This is a genomic window from Streptomyces lavendofoliae (assembly GCF_014649735.1).
GTDB classification, from domain to species: domain Bacteria; phylum Actinomycetota; class Actinomycetes; order Streptomycetales; family Streptomycetaceae; genus Streptomyces; species Streptomyces lavendofoliae.
Genome location: NZ_BMTP01000007.1, coordinates 107,331 through 127,708, shown reverse-complemented (window position 1 = coordinate 127,708; position 20,378 = coordinate 107,331). Strand labels below are relative to the sequence as shown.

The 20,378-nt window shown below is 73.3% G+C and carries 18 protein-coding genes; 15 read left to right on the top strand and 3 right to left on the bottom strand.

Annotated features, from left to right (window positions below; genetic code table 11):
• Nucleotides 1–22: 22 nt before the first annotated feature.
• Both IE109_RS15295 and holA read left to right on the top strand, forming a co-directional pair.
• Nucleotides 23–268, top strand: coding sequence for a hypothetical protein (locus tag IE109_RS15295; protein ID WP_189551428.1), 246 nt, complete (start codon nt 23–25; stop codon nt 266–268).
• 54 nt (nt 269–322) lie between these two features.
• Nucleotides 323–1,309, top strand: coding sequence for a DNA polymerase III subunit delta (holA, locus tag IE109_RS15290; RefSeq protein WP_189551427.1), 987 nt, complete (start codon nt 323–325; stop codon nt 1,307–1,309).
• A gap of 319 nt (nt 1,310–1,628) precedes the next feature.
• Here holA and rpsT read toward each other — a convergent pair whose 3' ends face one another.
• The gene (gene rpsT, locus IE109_RS15285; RefSeq protein WP_189551426.1) at nt 1,629–1,895 is read right to left on the bottom strand and encodes a 30S ribosomal protein S20; all 267 of its coding nucleotides are present in this window, start codon (nt 1,893–1,895) and stop codon (nt 1,629–1,631) included.
• 210 nt (nt 1,896–2,105) lie between these two features.
• Here rpsT and lepA point away from each other — a divergent pair, with 210 nt between their 5' ends.
• The 4 genes from lepA (at nt 2,106) to hemW (ending at nt 9,708) form a co-directional block, all read left to right on the top strand.
• Nucleotides 2,106–3,977 (top strand): translation elongation factor 4, encoded by a 1,872-nt coding sequence (gene lepA, locus IE109_RS15280; protein WP_189551425.1) that lies wholly within the window; start codon nt 2,106–2,108, stop codon nt 3,975–3,977.
• 356 nt (nt 3,978–4,333) lie between these two features.
• Entirely contained in the window at nt 4,334–6,223 is a 1,890-nt protein-coding gene (locus tag IE109_RS15275) for an AMP-dependent synthetase/ligase (RefSeq protein WP_189551424.1), read from the top strand.
• Between the two features lie 182 nt (nt 6,224–6,405).
• Nucleotides 6,406–8,448, top strand: coding sequence for a SpoIIE family protein phosphatase (locus tag IE109_RS15270; RefSeq protein ID WP_229891123.1), 2,043 nt, complete (start codon nt 6,406–6,408; stop codon nt 8,446–8,448).
• Between the two features lie 27 nt (nt 8,449–8,475).
• Nucleotides 8,476–9,708, top strand: a complete 1,233-nt coding sequence (gene hemW, locus IE109_RS15265) for a radical SAM family heme chaperone HemW (RefSeq protein WP_189551422.1) — start codon at nt 8,476–8,478, stop codon at nt 9,706–9,708.
• Between the two features lie 51 nt (nt 9,709–9,759).
• On the opposite strand, the gene IE109_RS15260 is transcribed toward hemW, so the two are convergent.
• Both IE109_RS15260 and IE109_RS15255 read right to left on the bottom strand, forming a co-directional pair.
• Nucleotides 9,760–10,572 (bottom strand): DUF3097 domain-containing protein, encoded by an 813-nt coding sequence (locus tag IE109_RS15260; protein WP_189551421.1) that lies wholly within the window; start codon nt 10,570–10,572, stop codon nt 9,760–9,762.
• A gap of 10 nt (nt 10,573–10,582) precedes the next feature.
• Nucleotides 10,583–11,305 carry an MBL fold metallo-hydrolase gene (locus IE109_RS15255; RefSeq protein ID WP_189551420.1) on the bottom strand — a complete coding sequence of 241 codons (723 nt, stop codon included), beginning with the start codon at nt 11,303–11,305 and terminating at the stop codon, nt 10,583–10,585.
• Between the two features lie 167 nt (nt 11,306–11,472).
• Between IE109_RS15255 and hrcA the strand changes: the two genes are divergently transcribed.
• From hrcA to IE109_RS15210, 9 genes are all read left to right on the top strand, one after another.
• Nucleotides 11,473–12,489 (top strand): heat-inducible transcriptional repressor HrcA, encoded by a 1,017-nt coding sequence (gene hrcA / locus IE109_RS15250; RefSeq protein ID WP_064071914.1) that lies wholly within the window; start codon nt 11,473–11,475, stop codon nt 12,487–12,489.
• A complete protein-coding gene (gene dnaJ, locus IE109_RS15245; RefSeq protein WP_189551419.1) occupies nt 12,490–13,626 on the top strand; it encodes a molecular chaperone DnaJ in 1,137 nt (378 codons plus the stop codon).
• 46 nt (nt 13,627–13,672) lie between these two features.
• Nucleotides 13,673–14,749, top strand: coding sequence for a nitronate monooxygenase (locus tag IE109_RS15240; protein ID WP_189551418.1), 1,077 nt, complete (start codon nt 13,673–13,675; stop codon nt 14,747–14,749).
• Entirely contained in the window at nt 14,746–15,477 is a 732-nt protein-coding gene (locus IE109_RS15235; protein WP_189551417.1) for a 16S rRNA (uracil(1498)-N(3))-methyltransferase, read from the top strand. The genes IE109_RS15240 and IE109_RS15235 overlap by 4 nt, the downstream gene beginning before the upstream one ends.
• Nucleotides 15,478–15,568: 91 nt before the next feature.
• Nucleotides 15,569–16,870 carry an ATP-binding protein gene (locus tag IE109_RS15230; RefSeq protein ID WP_189551416.1) on the top strand — a complete coding sequence of 434 codons (1,302 nt, stop codon included), beginning with the start codon at nt 15,569–15,571 and terminating at the stop codon, nt 16,868–16,870.
• Complete coding sequence (locus IE109_RS15225) at nt 16,867–17,979, top strand: tetratricopeptide repeat protein (protein ID WP_189551415.1); 1,113 nt, start codon at nt 16,867–16,869, stop codon at nt 17,977–17,979. Before IE109_RS15230 ends, IE109_RS15225 begins: the two co-directional genes overlap by 4 nt.
• A gap of 40 nt (nt 17,980–18,019) precedes the next feature.
• Nucleotides 18,020–18,379, top strand: a complete 360-nt coding sequence (locus IE109_RS15220) for a histidine triad nucleotide-binding protein (RefSeq protein WP_189551414.1) — start codon at nt 18,020–18,022, stop codon at nt 18,377–18,379.
• A gap of 10 nt (nt 18,380–18,389) precedes the next feature.
• The gene (locus tag IE109_RS15215) at nt 18,390–19,295 is read left to right on the top strand and encodes a ribonuclease Z (RefSeq protein WP_189551413.1); all 906 of its coding nucleotides are present in this window, start codon (nt 18,390–18,392) and stop codon (nt 19,293–19,295) included.
• A 12-nt stretch (nt 19,296–19,307) separates the two neighbouring features.
• Nucleotides 19,308–20,312, top strand: coding sequence for an adenosine deaminase (locus IE109_RS15210; protein ID WP_189551412.1), 1,005 nt, complete (start codon nt 19,308–19,310; stop codon nt 20,310–20,312).
• The last annotated feature ends 66 nt before the right edge of the window (nt 20,313–20,378 follow it).

Genomic DNA, 20,378 nt, shown 5'->3' with positions numbered 1-20,378 from the left:
GAGCGCGGGAACAATGGGAGGCGTGAGCGATGTGAGACATGTACTGGTGCTGCCCGACCGGGACGCGGCCGAGGAAGCCGCCGAGGAGCTCGGGGAGCGTTTCGGGATCACGGAGGAGCCCCAGCTGGTGCGGGACGCCCTGGCCGGCGAGGACGACGCCGAGGACGCCCAGTGGCTGGTGGTGGTCGAGGACCCGGACGGCCGGCTCGTGGCCGCCGAGCTGGACGAGTTCGCGGCCGGGTGGGACGGCTGGCGGGAGGAGCCGTAGGGAGGGGTCCGGCCGTGCCCGCGCTGTCGGTGGGCCGTGCGATGCTGGTTCGCGATGGCCACCAGAAAGAACCAGACCGACGACGTCCTCGCGCCCGTCACCCTCGCCGTGGGGCAGGAGGACCTCCTCCTCGACCGCGCGGTGCAGCAGGTGGTGGCGGCCGCCCGCGCGGCCGACGCCGACACGGACGTCCGTGACCTCGCGTCCGACCAGCTCCAGCCCGGCACGCTCGCCGAGCTGACGAGCCCGTCGTTGTTCGCCGAGCGCAAGGTGCTGGTCGTGCGGAACGCGCACGATCTCTCCGCCGACTCCGTCAAGGACATCAAGGCGTACCTCGGCTCGCCCGTGGAGGACATCAGCCTCGTCCTGCTCCACGCCGGCGGCGCCAAGGGCAAGGGCCTGCTGGACGCGGCGCGGAAGGCGGGGGCGCGGGAGGTCGCGTGTCCGAAGACCACCAAGCCGGCGGAGCGTCTGACGTTCGTGCGCGGTGAGTTCCGGGCGCTCGGGCGGTCCGCGACGCCGGAGGCGTGCCAGGCGCTCGTCGACTCGGTCGGCAGCGATCTGCGGGAGCTCGCGTCCGCCGTGTCGCAGCTCGTCGCGGACGTGGAGGGCACCATCGACGAGGCGGTCGTCGGACGGTACTACACGGGCCGCGCGGAGGCCTCCAGCTTCAACGTCGCCGACCGGGCGGTGGAGGGGCGGGCGGCCGAGGCGCTGGAGGCGCTGCGGTGGTCGCTGTCGACCGGGGTCGCGCCCGTGCTGATCACCAGTGCGCTGGCGCAGGGCGTGCGGGCGATCGGCAAGCTGTCGTCGGCGCGGGGCGGGCGTCCGGCGGACCTCGCCCGCGAGCTCGGCATGCCGCCCTGGAAGATCGACCGCGTGCGCCAGCAGATGCGCGGCTGGACGCCGGACGGCGTGGCCGTCGCGCTGCGCGCGATCGCGGAGGCGGACGCCGGTGTCAAGGGCGGGGGCGACGACCCCGAGTACGCCCTGGAGAAGGCGGTCGTCACCATCGCCCGCGCGGCCCGCTCCCGCCGCTGACCGGACGCTCCCCCTTGCGGGCGCCTGTACCGGTGCGGTGGGCTGCTCCCCGAAGGCCGCCCCCCCGGGGCACCCGCCCTTCGGGTGTCCGGCGGCCCCGGGCAGCCCGCCCCAGGATGCGCGGCGGCCCCGTGACCGGGCATGGCGAAGGCCCCGGTGCCGTGTTCTGGGGAAGAACGGGCGACGGGGCCTTCGGGTGATGCGTTGGTGAGCTCGTACCCGCGTGGCGAACGCAGGCCGCGTACGGGCTCGGGGGTGCCGGTCAGGAGCGGAAGAGAGGGCCCGCTGGGTCCGTCCCGGCGATCAAATCGAGAGCAGCTCAGCCCTGGAGGGTGGCAACCTTGGTGGCCAGCGCCGACTTCTTGTTGGCGGCGGCGTTCTTGTGGATGACACCCTTCGAGACAGCCTTGTCGAGCGCACGGGAGGCGGCGCGAGCGGCCACAGTGGCCTTCTCGACGTCACCCGCGGCAGCGGCCTCACGGGCCTTGCGGATCGCGGTCTTGAGCGACGACTTGACGGCCTTGTTGCGCAGGCGCGCCTTCTCGTTGGTCTTGTTCCGCTTGATCTGGGACTTGATGTTCGCCACGAATGAGCCTTTTCAGGTTCGTAAGGATTTCTCTGAATGTGTGCCACGTCGCTGAGAGGGCCACGAGACACAGCTGCCCAGGCTACCAGCCGCCCTCCGAGCGGCCCAAACCGAGCGCCCGTCCCCGTCCGTGGGACCATGGAACCCTACGTATCGATCCGCCGTCGACCCGAGCTGAGACGCCCGGCGTCTCGAGAATCAGGACCCTGCGTGCCCGCGACTCCTATCCACGTGCCCGAGCCGAGCCGTACCGACCCGGCGCTGATCCGCAATTTCTGCATCATCGCGCACATCGACCACGGCAAGTCCACCCTTGCCGACCGGATGCTCCAGCTGACCGGTGTGGTCGAGCAGCGGCAGATGCGCGCTCAGTACCTCGACCGCATGGACATCGAGCGCGAGCGCGGCATCACGATCAAGTCCCAGGCGGTGCGTCTGCCGTGGGCCCCCACCGAGGGGCCCGGCCAGGGCAGCACTCACATCCTCAACATGATCGACACCCCCGGTCACGTCGACTTCACCTACGAGGTGTCGCGGTCCCTGGCCGCGTGCGAGGGCACCATCCTGCTCGTCGACGCCGCCCAGGGCATCGAGGCGCAGACCCTCGCCAACCTCTACCTGGCGATGGAGAACGACCTCGCCATCGTTCCCGTGCTCAACAAGATCGACCTGCCGGCCGCCCAGCCGGAGAAGTTCGCCGAGGAGCTGGCGAACCTGGTCGGCTGCGACCCCGACGACGTCCTCCGGGTGTCGGCCAAGACCGGTCTCGGCGTCGAGGCGCTGCTCGACCGCGTCGTCAGGGAGGTCCCGGCACCGGTCGGTGTCGCCGACGCGCCCGCCCGGGCGATGATCTTCGACTCGGTCTACGACTCGTACCGCGGTGTCGTCACCTATGTGCGTGTCATCGACGGGCAGCTCAACAAGCGCGAGCGCATCCGCATGATGTCCACCGGCGCGACCCACGAGCTGCTGGAGATCGGCACCAACTCGCCCGAGATGCTCCCGGCGGACGGGCTCGGCGTCGGCGAGGTCGGGTACCTGATCACGGGTGTGAAGGACGTCCGGCAGTCCAAGGTCGGTGACACGATCACCACCCTGCACAAGGGCGCCACCGAGGCCCTGGGCGGTTACAAGGACCCCAAGCCCATGGTGTTCTCCGGCCTCTACCCGCTGGACGGCTCCGACTACCCCGAGCTGCGCGACGCCCTCGACAAGCTCCAGCTCAACGACGCCGCGCTCGTCTACGAGCCGGAGACCTCCGCCGCGCTCGGCTTCGGCTTCCGCGTGGGCTTCCTGGGCCTGCTGCACCTCGACGTGATCCGCGAGCGGCTGGAGCGCGAGTTCGGGCTCGACCTGATCGCCACCGCCCCCAACGTGGTCTACCGCGTGCTCATGGAGGACGGCACCGAGCACACGGTCACCAACCCGAGCGAGTTCCCCGAGGGCAAGATCAGCGAGGTGTACGAGCCGGTCGTACGCGCCACGATCCTCGCCCCCAGCGAGTTCATCGGCTCGATCATGGAGCTGTGCCAGACCCGCCGCGGCACCCTGCTGGGCATGGACTACCTCTCCGAGGACCGGGTGGAGATCCGCTACACCCTTCCCCTCGCCGAGATCGTCTTCGACTTCTTCGACCAGCTGAAGTCCAAGACCCGCGGTTACGCCTCCCTCGACTACGAGCCCACCGGCGAGCAGGCCTCCAGCCTCGTCAAGGTCGACATCCTGCTGCACGGCGACAAGGTCGACGCGTTCTCCGCGATCACGCACAAGGACGCGGCGTACGCGTACGGCGTGCGGCTCGTGGCCAAGCTGCGCGAGCTCATCCCGCGGCAGGCCTTCGAGGTGCCGATCCAGGCCGCCATCGGCTCGCGCGTCATCGCCCGCGAGACCATCCGCGCCATCCGCAAGGACGTCCTCGCCAAGTGCTACGGCGGTGACATCTCCCGTAAGCGGAAGCTGCTGGAGAAGCAGAAGGAGGGCAAGAAGCGGATGAAGATGGTCGGTTCCGTGGAGGTTCCGCAGGAAGCCTTCATCGCGGTGCTGTCCAGCGACGACGCCGCGGGCGGCAAGTCCAAGAAGTAGGGACCGGGATCCGCCGGGCGGCCACCCGGAAGCAGTAGGGCAAGCGAAAGCGCCCGTTCGGTTCACGGACGGGCGCTTTCGCGTACCCGGGGCGTGCCCGCGCCGTGTCCGCGCCGTGTCGCTGTCGTGCCCGCGCCGTGCCCGGGCCGTGTCCGCGCCGTGTCCGGGCCCCGCCGCACCGGGTCCTCCGGGTGCCGCGCGGCGTCCCAGTCGTTATGAACCGGGTATGAACCACCGGGCCACAGCCCCTTACGTGGCGGAGCACGGCGCTCTAACCTGATCCCGCCCGAGGGTTACTCGCCAGTTAAACAACCATCCCGTCGTGCAGCCCAGCCGCAAGCCGCCCGGAGGACGTCGTGAGCGACACACAGACCCTGATCGAGACCCGCCCGCCCTCCGTGGCGAACCTCTTCCTGGAGCGCGTGGCGAAGACGCCGGACGCGGAGGCATACCGCTACCCGGTGCCGGCGGGCTCCGGCCAGGGCCCCGACGAGTGGAGGTCCCTCAGCTGGGGACAGGCCGCGGAGCGCGTCTACGCCATCGCCGCCGGCCTCATCGACCTGGGCGTACGGTCCGAGGAGCGGATCGCCCTCGCGTCCGCCACCCGCGTCGAGTGGATCCTCGCCGACCTCGGCGTGATGTGCGCCGGCGCGGCGACCACCACCGTCTACCCCCAGACCAACGCCGAGGAGTCCGGGTACATCCTGGCCGACTCCGACAGCCGCGTCCTGATCGCCGAGGACGCCACCCAGCTCGCCAAGGCCCGCGAGCGCCGCGCCGACCTGCCGCACCTCGCCCATGTCGTGGTCATCGACCCGGCCGGCGCCGAGACGGACGCCGGTGACCCTGAGGGCTGGGTCCTCTCCCTCGCCGAGCTGGAGGAGCGCGGCCGCGCGTACCTGGAGAAGCACCCCGACGCCGTCCGGGACCGGGTCTCCGCGATCACCGCCGACCAGCTCGCCACCCTCATCTACACCTCCGGCACCACCGGCCGGCCCAAGGGCGTCCGGCTGCCGCACGACAACTGGTCGTACATGGCCAAGGCCATCGCCGCGACCGGCCTGGTCACGGGCGACGACGTGCAGTACCTCTGGCTGCCCCTGGCGCACGTGTTCGGCAAGGTGCTGACCTCCGGGCAGATCGAGGTCGGGCACGTCACGGCCGTCGACGGCCGGGTTGACAAGATCATCGAGAACCTGCCGGTCGTCCAGCCCACCTACATGGCCGCCGTGCCGCGCATCTTCGAGAAGGTGTACAACGGCGTCGCCGCCAAGGCCCGGGCCGGCGGCGGTGCCAAGTACAAGATCTTCAAGTGGGCCGCCGAGGTCGCCCGCGAGTACGCCCGCACCAGCCAGGACAACTTCCGCCGCACCGGCAACGCGACCGTCCCCTTCGGACTGAACGCCAAGCACAAGGTCGCCGACGCCCTCGTCTACTCCAAGCTCCGGGACGCCTTCGGCGGCCGGCTGCGCGCCGCCGTCTCCGGGTCGGCCGCCCTCGCGCCCGACATCGGCTACTTCTTCTCGGGCGCCGGCATCCACATCCTGGAGGGCTACGGCCTGACCGAGTCCAGCGCCGCGTCCTTCGTCAACCCGGGCGAGGCCTACCGCACCGGGACCGTCGGCAAGCCGCTGCCCGGCACCGAGGTGCGGATCGCCGACGACGGCGAGATCCTGCTGCGCGGCCCCGGCATCATGGAGGGCTACCACGGGCTCCCGGAGAAGACCGCCGAGGTCCTGGAGTCGGACGGCTGGTTCCACACCGGCGACATCGGGGAGCTGTCGGTCGACGGCTACCTCCGCATCACCGACCGCAAGAAGGACCTGATCAAGACGTCCGGCGGCAAGTACATCGCGCCCGCCGAGGTCGAGGGGCGGTTCAAGGCGGTCTGCCCGTACGTCTCCAACATCCTCGTCCACGGTGCCGACCGGAACTACTGCACCGCGCTCATCGCCCTCGACGAGCCCGCGATCCTGGCCTGGGCGGAGGAGTACGGCCTGGGCGGCAAGTCCTACGCCGAGGTCGTCGCCACCTCCGACGTCGAGCGGCTCGTCCAGGGCTACGTGGACCGGCTCAACGAGGGCCTTCAGCGCTGGCAGACCATCAAGCGGTTCCGCCTCCTGCCGCGCGACCTCGACATCGAGCACGGCGAACTGACGCCCAGCCTCAAGCTCAAGCGGCCCGTGGTGGAGCGCGAGTACAAGCACCTGATCGACGAGATGTACGCCGGGACCAGGGAGGACTGACCTCCCGGGACACGAGGACGGGGCCGCGCCGGACGGGCGCGGCCCCGTCCGCGCGGGCGAGTTCGATGACTCGGCGCTTATGGGCGTGCTCGATCTGTCACCCTGTCGGTGTCCGACCACGAGCCGACCCAGGAGCCGACGAGGAGCCGCACGTGGGGTCCTTCCCGACACAGCGCGCCACCATGGGCGAGTTGGCGCCGCCGCCCCACCACCCGCCGCCGGGCCAGTCCGTCACGCGCACCAGCCTGCCGGGCAACCCCCTCGCGCCGTCCGCCGCCCGCCGCTTCGTCCGCGCCGCGCTCGCCGACTGGACGGGCCTGGCGCTGCCCGCCGCCGCGGCGATCACCGACCGGGTCGCCCACGACGCGGTCCTCGTCGTCGGTGAACTGGTCACCAACGCGGTCGTCCACGCCGGCACCACCGTCGAGCTCCTGTTCCGCCTGGAGGATCCCGCCGAGGGCCGGCCCGCCGCGCTGGTCCTGGAGGTGTCCGACCACCATCCCGCGCGCCCGGTCCGCCACGACGCCTTCCAGGAGGACGAGGACGGCCTGGACGAGTACGGCCGCGGCCTCCGGCTGGTCGCCGCCCTCACCGAGTGCTGGGGCATCACCTACCGCCCCGGCCTCAAGACGGTCTGGGCCCGGCTCCCGCTCGACGGCTGGGACACCTGCCCGGTGCCCGGCGCCGAGCCGGCCATCCAGCGCGGGCTGCGCGCCGCCGAGATCCTCGCCCCGCCTCCGCGCAGGGTCGTGCGCGACGACCACGAGTGGGCCGGCCGGGGAGCGCTGTCGTTCCTCGCCGAGGCGTCCGACCTGCTGGCCGGCCAGCTCGACGAGGACCTGGTCGCGGCGCTCGCCGGCCAGCTCCTGGTGCCGCGGCTGGCCGACTGGTGCGCCTTCTGGCTGGAGGGCGAGGGCACGGGCGGCGGCGGACCGCGGCTCGCCCGCGTGTGGCACGCCGACGAGTCGGCGCTGGAGCCGCTGCGTACCGTGCTGGAGAAGGAGCCGCCGCGTATGCCGGAGCCCCCCGGCACCCGGCCGGTGCCGGTCCCCTGGCCGTCGCCCGACGGATGCGGCGCCGCACGGCCCGCCGGCGGCCCGGCCCCGGGCGCCCACGGCACGGACGGGCGCGCGCAGGGCGTGGACGGGGACGGGCGCGCGCAGGGCGTGCACGGAGGCGCGGGCGGCGCCTCCACGCACGCCACGCACGCCAAGCACGCCACGCACGCCGCCCCGGGCGGCGCGGCGCTCGCGTACCGGCTGGTCGTCGGCGGGCACGCCCTCGGCACGCTCATGATCGGACGGCGCGGACAGGACCGCATCCCCGACGCGGTCACCACCCTCGTCGAGGACTTCGCGCGCCGCGTCGCCCTCGCCGTCGGCGCCGCACGCCGCTACACCCGGCAGGTCACCATCAGCCGGGTCCTCCAGCGCGGGCTGCTGCCCAGCCAGGTGGCGCAGATCCCGGGCGTGGAGAGCCGCGTCGTGTACGAGCCCAGCGACGACGGCCTCGCGGGCGGCGACTTCTACGACGTGTTCCAGGCCGGTCCCGGACTCCGGCGCTGGTGCTTCATGCTCGGCGACGTCCAGGGCAGCGGCCCCGAGGCCGCCGTCGTCACCGGCCTCGCCCGCCCCTGGCTGCGGCTGCTCGCCCGCGAGGACCACCGGGTGGGCCAGGTCCTCGACCGGCTGAACCGGCTGCTCCTCGACGACGCCACCGAGGCCGCCGAAGCCGCCGCCTCCATGGTCGCCGCGGCCGGTGACCTGCCCGGCGGGCCGCAGCCCCCGGCCCAGCCCCAGGCGCGGTTCCTGTCGCTGCTCTTCGGCGAGCTCGTACCGCTCGGCCCCGAGGAGGGCGGCGGCGCCCGCTGCACCCTCGCCTCCGCCGGCCACCCCCTGCCGCTGCTGCTGCGCCCGGACGGCTCCGTGACGCCCGCCGCGGTGCCCCAGGTGCTGCTGGGCGTCGTCGACGACGTCGGGTACGAGAGCCACACGTTCCACCTCGCGCCCGGCGACACCCTGCTGTGCGTCACGGACGGCGTCACCGAGCGCCGCTCCCGCACGGGCCGGATGTTCGACGACGGGGACGGCCTGGCCGAGGCCCTCGCCGGGTGCGCCGGCCTGCCGGCGCGCGAGGTCGCCGAAAGGATCAAGCACGCGGTCCACGCCTTCGGTGAGACGCCCGTGTGCGACGACCTCGCGCTGCTGGTGCTCCAGGCCAGGTAGGCGCGGCGGTGACGGACAATGGACGGTATGCCTTCCGTACTGCCCGATGGTGAGCCCATGCCCGAGGACGGCGCGCTGCCCGCGTCCGCCCTGCTCGGGGCCGGTGAGCGGCCGCTCGGGTTCTATCTGCACGTGCCGTACTGCGCGACCCGCTGCGGCTACTGCGACTTCAACACCTACACCGCCACCGAGCTGCGCGGCTCCGGCGGTGTCCTCGCCTCCCGAGACAACTACGCCGCCACGCTGACCGACGAGGTGCGGCTCGCGCGGAAGGTGCTGGGCGACGACCCGCGCCCCGTGCGGACCGTTTTCGTCGGCGGCGGCACGCCCACCCTGCTCGCCGCCGCCGATCTGGTGCGCATGCTGGGCGCGATCCGGGACGAGTTCGGCCTCGCCGACGACGCCGAGATCACCACCGAGGCGAATCCGGAGTCCGTCGGCCCCGCGTACCTCGCCGAGCTGCGCGAGGGCGGCTTCAACCGGATCTCCTTCGGGATGCAGAGCGCCCGGCAGCACGTGCTGAAGGTGCTGGACCGCACGCACACCCCCGGGCGGCCGGAGGCCTGCGTCGCGGAGGCGCGGGCGGCCGGGTTCGAGCACGTCAACCTCGACCTGATCTACGGCACGCCGGGGGAGAGCGACGCCGACTGGCGCGCCTCGCTCGACGCGGCGATCGGCGCCGGGCCGGACCACGTCAGCGCGTACGCCCTGATCGTGGAGGAGGGCACGCAGCTGGCGCGGCGCATCCGGCGCGGTGAGGTGCCGATGACCGACGACGACGTGCACGCCGACCGGTACCTGATCGCGGAGGACGTGCTGTCCGGCGCGGGCTTCTCCTGGTACGAGGTGTCCAACTGGGCCACCTCGGACGCGGGCCGGTGCCTGCACAACGAGCTGTACTGGCGCGGCGCCGACTGGTGGGGCGCCGGACCGGGAGCGCACAGCCACGTCGGGGGCGTGCGGTGGTGGAACGTGAAGCACCCCGGCGCGTACGCCGCCGCGCTGGCCGGGGGGCGCTCGCCCGGCGCGGGGCGCGAGGTGCTGTCGGAGGAGGACCGCCGGGTGGAGCGGGTCCTGCTGGAGCTGCGGCTGCGGGAGGGCTGCGAGCTGTCACTGCTCCGGCCCGCCGGCCTGGCCGCCGCCGGACGCGCGGTAAGGGACGGGCTCCTGGACACCGGTCCTTACGCCGAGGGGCGGGCCGTCCTCACGCTGCGCGGCCGGCTGCTCGCCGACGCGGTGGTGCGGGACCTGGTGGACTAGGGCCTGTCCTCCGGACCCCGCCGGGCTCGCGCGCGACCGGGGCGACGGCGGTCAGCCCGCCGCCTCGCCGACCGTCACATGGTCGATCAGCCGCTCCACCGCGCCCAGCAGCGCCGGCTCCAAATCCTTGTAGCTCCGTACCCGGGACAGGACGTGCTGCCAGGCGGCGCCGGTGTTCTCCGGCCAGCCCAGGGCGCGGCACACGCCCGTCTTCCAGTCCTGGCCGCGCGGGACGGACGGCCACGCCCGGATGCCCACCGAGGAGGGCTTCACGGCCTCCCAGATGTCGATGTACGGGTGCCCGACGACCAGCGTGTGCTCGTCCGTGACGGACGCGGCGATGCGGGACTCCTTGGAGCCCGGGACCAGGTGGTCGACCAGCACCCCCAGGCGGGCGTCCGGGCCGGGCCCGAAGTCCCGCACGACGGCCGGGAGGTCGTCGACGCCCTCCAGGTACTCGACGACCACGCCCTCGACGCGCAGGTCGTCGCCCCACACCCGTTCCACCAGCTCGGCGTCGTGGCGGCCCTCCACGTAGATGCGCCCCGCGCGGGCCACGCGCGCGCGTGCCCCCGGGACGGCGATCGAGCCCGAGGCGGTGCGCGACGGGCGCGCGGGGCCGGCCGCCGGGCGCACCAGCGTCACCGTGCGCCCCTCCAGCAGGAAACCGCGCGGCGCCAGTGGGAACACCCGGTGCTTGCCGAAGCGGTCCTCCAGGGTCACCGTGCCCGCCTCGCAGCCGATCACCGCCCCGCAGAACCCGGTGCTCACCTCCTCGACCACCAGGTCCGGTTCGGCGGGTACCTCCGGCACCGGGGCCGAACGCTTCCAGGAGGGCGTCAGGTCAGGGTCGTAAGCGCGCATCCGCCAGACGCTACGACACCCCGAAGCGGCGGGCCAGTTCAGCGCGCTGGGCGCGTACGAAGCCGGCGTCGACGACGGCGCCGTGCCCCGGGACGTACACCGCGTCCTCGCCGCCCAGCTCCAGCAGCCGGTCCAGGGCGGCCGGCCAGCGCGACGGGATGGCGTCCGGCCCGGCCTGGGGGTCGCCCGACTCCTCCACCAGGTCCCCGCACAGGACGACCTCGCGGGAGCCCGGCACCAGGACGGCCAGGTCGTGGCCGCTGTGGCCCGGACCCACGTTGGCCAGCAGCACCTGCCGCCCGCCCAGTTCCAGCGTCCACTCGCCGCACACCAGGTGGTGCGGGACCACCAGGGCGTCCACCGCCTCCACGGCGTCCGCCTCGGCCACACCGTGCCGTACGGCGTCCCCCCGCAGCGCATCCCGGTCCCGGGTCAGCACGGTGTCGACGCCGACCGCGCCGTACACCTCCGTGCCGGAGAAGGCGGCCGTGCCCAGCACGTGGTCGAAATGCGGGTGGCTCAGTGCGATGTGCGTCACTCTCCGGCCGCCCAGGAGGGCCTGCGCCTGCGCCCGGATCCCGGCCCCCTCACGGAGGGTGGCGCCCGTGTCGAACAGGAGGGCGCCGTCCTCCCCGACCACCAGCGCGGTGGTCGCGTCCCACACCGGCAGCCTCCTGCGGCCCACCCCGTCGCCCAGACGCTCCCATCCGAAGTCTTCCCAACTGACGTCCATACCGCGACGCTATCGGCATCCACCAGCGTCGTCGCGCGGTAGCGTGGTCGGCCGCCCTTGCTAGGGGCGTACCCCGGCGCCGTACACTTGCCGGGGGAAGGTTGGCACTCGGGCATGGTGAGTGCCAGCGAAGCCGGAGGAACCACAGCCAGCTGGAGGTGCGCGCGATGCTCAGCGAACGCAGACTCGAGGTGTTGCGCGCCATCGTCCAGGACTACGTGGGCACCGAGGAGCCGGTCGGCTCCAAGGCGCTCACGGAGCGCCACAACCTCGGCGTCTCGCCCGCCACCGTGCGCAACGACATGGCGGTGCTGGAGGAGGAGGGCTTCATCGCCCAGCCCCACACCAGCGCCGGCCGCATCCCGACCGACAAGGGCTACCGTCTCTTCGTCGACCGGCTCGCCGGTGTCAAGCCGCTGTCGTCGCCGGAGCGGCGCGCCATCCAGAACTTCCTGGACGGCGCGGTCGACCTCGACGACGTCGTCGGCCGCACGGTGCGGCTGCTCGCGCAGCTGACCCGGCAGGTCGCGGTCGTGCAGTACCCGTCCCTGACGCGGTCCACCGTGCGTCATGTGGAGCTGCTGTCGCTGGCGCCCGCCCGGCTGATGCTCGTCCTGATCACGGACACCGGGCGCGTGGAGCAGCGCATGGTCGACTGCCCCGCGCCGTTCGGCGAGACGTCGGTGGCCGACCTGCGGGCGCGGCTCAACAGCCGCGTGGTGGGCCGGCGCTTCACGGACGTGCCGCAGCTGGTGCAGGACCTCCCCGAGTCCTTCGAGGCGGAGGACCGGGGCACCGTCTCCACGGTGCTGGCCACGCTGCTGGAGACCCTGGTGGAGGAGACCGAGGAACGGCTGATGATCGGCGGCACCGCCAATCTCACCCGCTTCGGGCACGACTTCCCCCTGACGATCCGGCCGGTGCTGGAGGCGCTGGAGGAGCAGGTGGTGCTCCTGAAGCTGCTCGGCGAGGCCAAGGACTCGGCCATGACCGTACGTATCGGGCACGAGAACGCCCATGAGGGCCTCAACTCCACGTCCGTCGTCGCGGTCGGCTACGGTTCGGGCGACGAGGCAGTCGCCAAACTCGGCGTGGTCGGACCGACCCGCATGGACTACCCCGGAACGATGGGAGCGGTACGCGCAGTGGCACGTTACGTCGGACAGATCCTGGCGGAGTCGTAAGTGGCCACGGACTACTACGCCGTACTCGGCGTACGCCGCGACGCGTCCCAGGACGAGATCAAGAAGGCGTTCCGGAGGCTCGCCCGCGAGCTGCACCCGGACGTCAACCCCGATCCGAAGACGCAGGAGCGGTTCAAGGAGATCAACGCCGCTTACGAGGTGCTGTCGGACCCGCAGAAGAAGCAGGTCTACGACCTCGGTGGTGACCCGCTGTCGGCCTCCGGCGGCGCCGGTGCCGGAGGCTTCGGCGCGGGCGGCTTCGGGAACTTCTCCGACATCATGGACGCCTTCTTCGGGACGGCGTCGCAGCGCGGGCCCCGGTCGCGGACGCGGCGGGGCCAGGACGCGATGATCCGCCTGGAGATCGATCTCAACGAGGCGGCCTTCGGCACGACCAAGGACATCCAGGTCGACACGGCCGTCGTCTGCACGACCTGCTCCGGCGAGGGCGCCGCGCCCGGCACGTCGGCGCAGACCTGCGACATGTGCCGCGGCCGGGGCGAGGTCTCCCAGGTCACCCGGTCCTTCCTGGGCCAGGTCATGACGTCCCGCCCCTGCCCCCAGTGCCAGGGCTTCGGCACGGTCGTCCCCACGCCGTGCCCGGAGTGCGCGGGTGACGGCCGGGTCCGGTCCCGCCGTACGCTCACGGTCAAGATCCCGGCCGGTGTGGACAACGGCACCCGCATCCAGCTCGCCGGCGAGGGCGAGGTCGGCCCCGGCGGTGGCCCGGCGGGCGACCTGTACGTCGAGATCCACGAGCTGCCGCACCCGGTGTTCCAGCGGCGCGGCGACGACCTGCACTGCACGGTCACCATCCCCATGACGGCGGCCGCGCTGGGCACCAAGTGCCCGCTGGAGACGCTGGACGGGCTGGAGGATGTCGACGTCCGCCCCGGCACGCAGTCGGGCCAGTCGATCCCGCTGCACGGCCGCGGCGTCACGCACCTGCGGGGCGGCGGACGCGGTGACCTCATCGTGCACGTGGAGGTCCAGACGCCGTCGAAGCTGGACCCGGAGCAGGAGCGGCTGCTGCGGGAGCTGGCGAAGCTGCGCGGCGAGGAGCGTCCGACCGGCCAGTTCCAGCCGGGGCAGCAGGGGCTGTTCTCCCGCCTCAAGGACGCGTTCAACGGGCGGTGAGCCCTCTGGATTCGGTGCGGGTGCGGGGGCGTGACACCATGCGTGCATGTCCTCCGCACTGACCGATCTCTGCCGGTACCCGATCGTGCAGGCCCCCATGGCGGGTGGCGCCTCCTGTCCGGAGCTCGCCGCGGCCGTGTCCGAGGCCGGCGGGCTGGGCTTCCTGGCCGCCGGGTACAAGACCGCCGACGGCATGTACCAGGAGATCAAGCAGGTCCGCGGGCTGACCTCGCGGCCTTTCGGCGTCAATCTGTTCATGCCGCAGCCCGGGCAGGCCGACCCGGCGGCCGTCGACGTGTACCGGCACCAGCTCGCCGGTGAGGCCACCTGGTACGAGACCCCGCTCGGCGACCCCGACGCGGGGCGCGACGACGGGTACGAGGCCAAGCTGGCCATCCTGCTGGACGACCCGGTCCCCATGGTGTCGTTCACCTTCGGCTGCCCCGCCCCCGAGACGGTCGCCGCGTTCGCCCGCGCCGGGACGGTCACCGTCGTGACGGTCACCTCGCCCGAGGAGGCCGAGACGGCGCGGCGGGCGGGCGCCGACGCCGTGTGCGTCCAGGGCGTCGAGGCGGGCGGCCACCAGGGCACGCACCGCGACGACCCGGAGAGCGGCGGTTGCGGTACGGGCCTGCTGTCGCTGATCGCGCTGGTGAAGGAGGCCGTGCCGCTGCCGATCGTCGCCGCGGGCGGCCTGATGCGCGGCAGCCAGATCGCCGCCGTCCTCGCGGCGGGCGCCGAGGCCGCGCAGCTCGGCACCGCGTTCCTGGTGTGCCCCGAGTCGGGCGCGCACGCCCTGCACAAGCAGGCCATGACCAACCCCCTGTTCGTCCGCACCGAACTGACGCGGGCGTTCTCGGGGCGACCGGCCCGGGGCCTGGTCAACCGGTTCATGCACGAGCACGGCCCGTACGCCCCGGCCGCGTACCCCGAGGTGCACCACCTGACGAGCGGGCTGCGCAAGGCCGCCGCCAAGGCGGGCGACCCGCAGGGCATGGCGCTGTGGGCCGGGCAGGGCCACCGGATGGCGCGCGAGCTGCCCGCCGGGCGGCTGGTGGAGGTCCTCGGCGCGGAGCTGGACGCCTCGGTGGCGGCCCTCGCGCTGCGGGGCGTGGCGTCATGACCGCCCCCGTCTTCCTGGTCGACCGCGTCACCGGCGGGACGGTCGTCCTCGACGGGCCCGAGGGGCGCCACGCGGTGGCGGTGCGGCGGCTGCGGGTGGGCGAGGAGATCGTCCTGACGGACGGCGCCGGTGCGGGCGCCTACGGCACGGTCGCGGCCGTCGAGGGCAAGGACCGCCTGGAGGTGGCGGTGGCCGAGGTCCGTACGGAACCCGAGCCCTCGCCCCGTATCACCGTCGTCCAGGCCCTCCCCAAGGGCGACCGGGGCGAGCTGGCGGTGGAGACGATGACCGAGACCGGCGTGGACGCCATCGTGCCGTGGGCGGCGTCCCGCTGCATCACGCAGTGGAAGGGCGACCGCGGCCTGAAGGCGCTCGGCAAGTGGCGGGCCACCGCGCGCGAGGCGGGCAAGCAGTCGCGCAGGCTCCGTTTCCCGGACGTCGCGGACGCGGCGTCGACCAAGCAGGTCGCCCGGCTGCTCGCCGAGGCCGACTTCGCCGCCGTCCTCCACGAGGAGGGCGCCGAGCCGCTGGCCGGCGCCGAACTGCCCGCCTCCGGCGACATCGTGCTCGTCGTGGGCCCCGAAGGCGGCGTGGCCCCCGACGAGTTGGCGGCCTTCGCCGAGGCGGGCGCGAAGCCCTACCGGCTCGGCCGCAGCGTGCTGCGCACCTCCACCGCCGGAACGGCCGCCACGGCGCTGCTGCTGGGCCGCACCGGCCGCTGGTCCTGACGGCACCGCGGCCCGCCCCGCCGGCCCCGTCGCGCCGCCGCGGGAGGGGCCCACCGGCCCGGTTGTCGTACCGGGTCCGTAGGGTGACGGCATGTCCGACGAGTCTCCCCTCATCCGCAGCCTGCGTGCCGCCGTCGCCGCCGCGCCCGACGACGTCCCCCTGCGGCTGCACCTCGCCGAACTCCTCCTCCAGGCGGGGCGCGACGACGAAGCCGTGAGCGAGGCGGCCGTCGCCCTCCAGCACGCGCCCGGTGACGCGGACGCCCGCGCGCTGATGGGCCGCGCCATGGGCCTGCCGCAGGAGCCCACCACGCCCCCGGCCCCGGCCGCCCCCGACCCGCGGGTGCCAGGCGCCCCGAGGCCCGCCGAGGACCCGCGCGGCCGTGAGGACTTCGACTGGGCCGCCGCCGAGCAGGAGGTCGGCGGCATCGTGCCGCCCCGGTTCGTGGACGGCACCGAGACACCCCTCACCGTCGACGGCCTCGGTGACGACCCGGACGGCGCCGACGCCTGGGACGTCGACGCGCCCGGCGCCGTACGGCTGGCGGACGTCGGCGGCATGCAGGAGGTCAAGGACCGCCTGGAGGCCGCGTTCCTGGCGCCCATGCGCAACCCCGAGCTGCGCAAGCTGTACGGCAAGAGCCTGCGCGGCGGTCTCCTGCTCTACGGACCGCCCGGCTGCGGCAAGACGTTCATCGCCCGCGCGGTCGCCGGCGAGCTCGGCGCGGGCTTCCTGTCGATCTCGCTCAGCGACATCCTCGACATGTACATCGGCGCCTCCGAGAAGAACGTCCACGACATCTTCGAGACCGCCCGCGCCCAGGCCCCGTGCGTCGTCTTCCTCGACGAGCTGGACGCCCTGGGCGCCAAGCGCAGCCGCAGCCACCACAGCGGGCTGCGCAACGTCGTCAACCAGCTGCTGACCGAGCTGGACGGCATCGCCGCCGACAGCAACGACGGCGTGTTCGTCCTCGCCGCCACCAACGTCCCCTGGGACGTGGACATCGCGCTGCGCCGCCCCGGCCGCCTCGACCGCACCCTGCTCGTCCTGCCGCCGGACGCCACCGCACGCGAGGCGATCCTCCGCTACCACCTGCGCGACCGGCCCATCGAAGCGGTCGACCTGGGCAAGCTCGTCAAGGCCACGGAGGACTTCTCCGGCGCCGACCTCGCCCACGTCTGCGAGACCGCCGCCGAGACCGCGCTGCTCGACTCGGCCCGCACCGGCACCGTGCGGATGATCGACACCAGGGACCTGATGGGCGCGGCCAGGCAGATCCGGCCGTCCACCGACCCCTGGTTCGCCGCCGCGCGCAACGTGGCGACGTTCGCCAACGACGGCGGGATGTACGACGACCTCCTCGCGTACCTGAAGAGGAAGCGCAAACTGTGACCACCCCGCCCACCCCGCCGGCGCGGACACTGGAGCGGGCCGAGGCGCTGTACGACCTGGAGCGCTACGAGCAGGCCGCGGCGCTCACGGCCCAGCACCTCGCCCAGCACCCGGACGACGCCCCGGCGCTCTCCCTGCTCGCCCGCTGCCGCCGCCACCTCGGCGACCGCGCGGAGGCGCTGCGCCTGGCCGACGAGGCGCTGCGCGCCGACCCCGAACTGCCGTCGGCGTGGTTCCTGCGCGCCGACCTGCTGGCCCACGGGCCGGCCGGCGGCCCACGGTGGGCGGCGGCGGAGGACTCCGCGCGGCGCGGCCTCGCCCTCGTGCCGCACCACTGGAGCGGGTACCACGTCCTCGGCACCATCCTGGTCCGCTCGGAGAACCCGGCACGGCGCCGGGAGGCGTACGCCCTGGCCCTCCGCTCCGTGGAGCTGGGCCCCGAGGAGGACGCCACGCACTTCCTCCTCGGCCTGGTCGCGTACCAGCTCAACGACTACGCCACCGCCGAGAGGGCCTACGAGAACGCGCTGCGGCTGAACCCGGAGAGCAGCGAGGCCCACAACAACCTGTCCCTGCTGCACCTGCGCCGCCGCTGGTACCGGCGCGGCGCGTGGACCAGGGCGGCCGAGGGGTTCGTCGACTCGGCCGCGCTCGACCTGGAGGACCGCGAGGCCCGCTTCAATCTGGAGACCATGGCCTGGGGCACCGCCGCGGGCGCGCGCTGGGTGGCGCTCGCCGGGTTCATGGCCGCGGGCATCGGCTCGGCCCAGCTGCGGACCGGGGGCACGGGGACCGGCGCGGTGGTGGCCGAGGCCATCGGGATCGCCGTGTTCCTGGCGCTGTGGGGCGGCTGGGCGCTGTGGATGCTGCGGCGCGTACCGCCGCGGCTGCGGCGCCCCCTGCTGCTGATCTCCCGCACCTGCCCCCCGGTGCTGTGGATGGCCGGCGCCGTGGCCCTGCTGGGCCTGGAGTCGGCGGTCACCCTGGCGCTGCCCACGGCCGGCGCGGGCGTCGTCGCCGGTTTCGGCGGACCGCTGTTCTGGGGCGTGGTCATCACGTACTGGGTCAGCAGGTCCGCCCTCAGGAGACGCGCGCCCGGCCGCCGATAGAGTGCCCCCGTACGCAGACGGTGACAGAAAGGACCAGGACATGGCCGGAGAGACGCAGAGCGACTGCCTGTTCTGCAAGATCGTGGCGGGGGAGGTCCCGGCCACCATCGTGCGCGAGTCGGAGACGACCGTCGCCTTCCGCGACATCAACCCGCAGGCGCCCACGCACGTCCTGGTCATCCCCAAGGCGCACTACCCGGACGCCGCGTCCCTCGCCGAGGGGGCGCCGGAGATCGCCGCGGACGTGCTGCGCGAGGCGGGCCGGGTCGCCGCGGACGAGAAGGTCGACGGCATCGGCTACCGCGTCGTCTTCAACACCGGCTCCGGTGCCGGGCAGACCGTCTGGCACGCGCACGCCCACGTGCTCGGCGGACGCGGCCTGAACTGGCCTCCCGGATAGTCACGGGGCCATGTCCGTACGAGAGTTCGTCGTGCTGGGCACCGCGAGCCAGGTGCCCACCCGACACCGCAACCACAACGGCTACCTCCTGCGCTGGGACGGCGAGGGCATCCTCTTCGACCCGGGCGAGGGCACCCAGCGCCAGATGCTGCGCGCCGGGGTCGCCGCACACGACATCGACCGCATCTGCGTCACCCACTTCCACGGCGACCACTCCCTCGGTCTCGCCGGGGTGATCCAGCGCATCAACCTCGACCAGGTGCCGCACCCGGTCACCGCCCACTACCCGGCGAGCGGGCAGCGCTTCTTCGACCGGCTGCGGTACGCGACGGCCTACCGCGAGACGGTGAAGCTCACCGAGGCGCCGGTCGCCGACGACGGCGTGCTCGCCGCGACCCCCGCGTACACCCTGGAGGCCCGCCGCCTCTCGCACCCGGTCGAGTCGTTCGGCTACCGGCTGACCGAGCCCGACGGCGTCCGCATGCTCCCCGAGAGGCTCGCCGCGCACGGCGTCAAGGGCCCGGACGTGGGCCGTCTCCAGCGCGAGGGCGCGCTGGGCGCGGTGCGGCTGGAGGACGTCAGCGAGGTCCGGCGCGGCCAGCGGTTCGCCTTCGTCATGGACACCAGGCTGTGCGACGGTGTCCATGTGCTCGCCGACGGCTGCGACATGCTGGTCATCGAGTCGACGTTCCTCGACGAGGACGCCGTGCTCGCCGAGGACCACGGCCACCTGACCGCCGGGCAGGCGGCGGCGGTGGCCCGCGAGGCCGGCGTGCGCCACCTCGTCCTCACGCACTTCTCGCAGCGCTACGGCGACCCCGACCTGTTCGCCCGGCAGGCGCGGGCGGCCGGCTTCGACGGCGAGCTGACCGTCGCCCACGACCTCGCCCGCGTCCCCCTCCCGAAACGCCAGTAAGGCTCACGCTCCATGCACCTCCCCGAAGCACTGCCCAAAGCGGAACTCCACCTGCACATCGAGGGCACCCTCGAACCCGAACTCGCCTTCGCGCTCGCCGCGCGCAACGGCGTCGACCTGCCGTACGCCGACACCGAGGAGCTGCGCGCGGCGTACCTCTTCAGCGACCTCCAGTCCTTCCTGGACCTGTACTACGGGCTGATGGCCGTGTTGCGCACCGCCGACGACTTCACGGAGCTGGCCGACGCCTACCTGGCACGGGCCGCCCGGCAGGGCGTACGCCACGCCGAGATCTTCTTCGACCCGCAGGCGCACACCGAGCGCGGTGTGCCCCTCGGCACGGTCGTCGAGGGACTGGCGCGGGCGCTGGACCGCAGCGAGGAGCGGCACGGCGTCTCCACCCAGCTGATCATGTGCTTCCTGCGCGACCGCTCGGCCGAGTCGGCCATGGAGACGCTCCGGGCGGCGGAGCCGTACCTGCACCACATCGTGGGCGTCGGCCTGGACTCGGCAGAGGTGGGGCACCCGCCGTCGAAGTTCGCCGAGGTGTACGCGGCGGCCGGCGCGCTCGGCCTGCGGAAGGTCGCGCACGCGGGCGAGGAGGGCCCGCCCGCGTACGTCCGCGAGGCCCTGGACGTCCTGGGCGTCGAGCGGATCGACCACGGGCTGCGCGCGATGGAGGACGGCGAGCTGGTGGAGCGGCTGGTGCGGGAGCGGGTGCCGCTCACCCTGTGCCCGCTGTCGAACGTCCGGCTGCGCGCCGTCGACGTCCTGGAGGATCACCCGCTGCCCTCGATGATGGCGGCGGGGCTGCTGGTGACGGTGAACTCCGACGACCCGGCGTACTTCGGCGGGTACGTCGGCGACACCTTCCACGCCGTGCACGAGGCGCTGGGCATCGGGCAGGAGCAGCTGCGGGAGCTGGCGCGCAACTCGTTCCTGGCGTCGTTCCTGGACCACGACGAGGACCGCAGGGCGCGGTACCTCGCCGAGGTCGAGGCGTACACCTTCGACTAGGGCCCGTCTTTCGGATCATGCCGGGCTCGCGGGGTCCGGCCTGATCCGGAAGACAGACCCCAGGCG